The sequence below is a fragment of the Synergistaceae bacterium genome (genome assembly GCA_017444345.1).
Lineage (GTDB): Bacteria > Synergistota > Synergistia > Synergistales > Aminobacteriaceae > JAFUXM01.
Window position 1 is genome coordinate 1 of record JAFSWW010000058.1, and the last position, 2234, is coordinate 2234.

Annotated in this window: 3 protein-coding genes; all 3 read left to right on the forward strand. The window is 40.8% G+C overall.

Going from position 1 to position 2234, the window contains the following annotated elements; all coding sequences use genetic code 11:
- Positions 1–102 precede the first annotated feature (102 nt).
- From IJS99_03910 to rpsP, 3 genes are read left to right on the forward strand one after another with little or no spacing between them, the layout of a single operon-like run.
- A complete protein-coding gene (locus IJS99_03910; protein ID MBQ7560969.1) occupies positions 103–447 on the forward strand; it encodes a DNA-binding protein in 345 nt (114 codons plus the stop codon).
- Between the two features lie 3 nt (positions 448–450).
- Complete coding sequence (gene ffh / locus IJS99_03915; GenBank protein MBQ7560970.1) at positions 451–1782, forward strand: signal recognition particle protein; 1332 nt, start codon at positions 451–453, stop codon at positions 1780–1782.
- Between the two features lie 35 nt (positions 1783–1817).
- A complete protein-coding gene (gene rpsP, locus IJS99_03920; GenBank protein MBQ7560971.1) occupies positions 1818–2084 on the forward strand; it encodes a 30S ribosomal protein S16 in 267 nt (88 codons plus the stop codon).
- Positions 2085–2234 lie beyond the last annotated feature (150 nt).

Here is a 2234-nt window from a genome sequence, read left to right on the forward strand (position 1 = left end):
GGACTTGAGAAAGATTTACATTTTGCAGCGAATAATCAAAAACTGTGAACTGTAAAGCAAATTTACTTGACAAAAATATGCAAATTTAAATATAATCTCATCATGACAGAAGAAAACGACAACGACAGCGACATTTTAAGGCGCAGGATACATTTTAACTTGCTGTATGATTTCTACTCGCCGTTATTGACAGTGAGACAAAGGAAAATTTACGAGACTCTATGTTTCAGCGATTTAACTCTAAGTGAGGCCGCAGAAGTTCTCGGAATAAGCAGACAAGCCGTACATATCCTAGCACGCAAAATAATGGACAAACTTGACGGACTTGAGAAAGATTTACATTTTGCAGCGAATACTCAAAAACTTGAGTCCAGAGTCAAGGAACTAGAGCAGGAAAATAAATCGCTGCGTGAGGAATTATTAATATTAAGAAAGGGGGAAAGATAAATCATGTTTGACACGCTGAAGGAAAAATTATCGGCGGTATTCTCAAAATTAGGCAGCAAGGGCAAATTATCGCCTGAAGATGTTGATAACGCTTTGAGGGAATTGCGAAGATCTTTACTTGAGGCCGATGTTGATTTCAGAGTAGCTAAGGACTTAATCGCAAAAATCCGTGAACGGGCTTTGAGTCTTGAAGTCCTGCAGTCAATCACAGCAAATGAAAGAATTTCCGCGATAGTTTACGAAGAATTAATCTCAATGATGGGCAAAAGCGCGCCGCTGATTATCTCACCTAAGCCCCCGACGGTTATATTAATGGCAGGTCTTCAGGGGTCAGGAAAAACTACAACAACTGTAAAACTTGCAAGATTTCTCAAAGATTCCCATAATCCTTTAGTCGTAGCTTGTGATTTAAGAAGGCCGGCAGCAGTCGAGCAGTTAAGAGTCCTAGCTGAGAACGCAAAAATTTCATTTTATGGCAGCACAAAAGAATCAGACGTGTTAAAAGTTGTGAAAGACGCTGCGAAATTTGCGGAGTCTCACATGAATGACGTTATAATTCTTGACACGGCCGGAAGATTGCATATTGACGACGAATTAATGACGGAACTAAAGAATATTGCTGAAGTAATGCCGCCTCATGAAAAAATTTTAGTTGTCGACTCAATGATGGGTCAAGAAGCTGTCAATTCTGCGAAATCTTTTCACGAACTATTGAATCTCACCGGACTTATTTTAACGAAAATGGACGGAGACGCACGAGGGGGAAGCGCACTCGCTATCAGAGCAGTTACAGGAGTCCCTGTAAAATTTGCAGGAATTGGCGAGAATACTGACGCGCTAGAAATTTTCAGCCCCGAACGAATGGCCGGACGTATTATGGGAATGGGAGATATACAAGGGCTCGTCGAGAAGGTAAAAGCAGCGGGAATCAGTGAAAGTGAGATAAAGACTCCCGGAAAAATGGCCAAGCAATTTAATTTGGAGACTCTATTAACTCAATTTGAGCAGCTAGAAAAATTAGGGCCTCTTGATAAGATTGCGGGAATGATTCCGGGGCTTGATAAGATAAAGAATTTCAGGACTGAAGACGCAGATACAAGTATTTTGCGAAAAAATAAGGCCATTATTCAATCAATGACGCGCGAAGAGAGACTCAATCCTAGAATAATAAAAGGCTCAAGGCGGCGCAGGATTGCAGAAGGGTCGGGAACTTCGGTTCAAATGGTAAATCAACTGCTCGCTCAATATGAACAAATGAAGAAATTATTTAAAAGTTTCTCGTCAGGTTCAGGGGGAGTCAGAAAGCTCAAGTCTTTATTTGGTTTTGGCAGGTAAAAAATTTATTATTAATTGGAGGTGCAATTCTAAGAATGGCGGTAAAGATTCGTTTGTCGCGTCAGGGCAGGAAGAAAGCCCCATTTTATAGACTAGTAGTAGCAGATGAGAGATCACCGAGAGACGGAAAATTTATAGAATTAATCGGTACTTATAATCCCATGACAGATCCAGCGTCTGTGAATATTAACGAAGAGAGGGCTTTACATTGGCTGAAGGAAGGAGCATTACCTTCAGATACGGCGCGCGGGCTTTTAAAGAAGCAGGGAATCTGGGACAAATTCAAGAACAGGGAAGCGTAAAATTTTATTCCCCTGTTATTATTATTACTTATAATTTCATCGTAGACCGCGAATAAAACAGGAGGTGCCACTTTAATGGTCAATTACAAAGAGCTTGTAGAGTTTATCGTCAAACACCTAGTAACGCAGCCTGAGTCAGTCGGCGTTGAA

Coding starts and splice junctions, on each gene's coding strand:
- rpsP (MBQ7560971.1), top strand. CDS start 1,818: ATGGCGGTAAAGATTCGTTTGTCGCGTCAGGGCAGGAAGAAAGCCCCA.
- IJS99_03910 (MBQ7560969.1), top strand. CDS start 103: ATGACAGAAGAAAACGACAACGACAGCGACATTTTAAGGCGCAGGATA.
- ffh (MBQ7560970.1), top strand. CDS start 451: ATGTTTGACACGCTGAAGGAAAAATTATCGGCGGTATTCTCAAAATTA.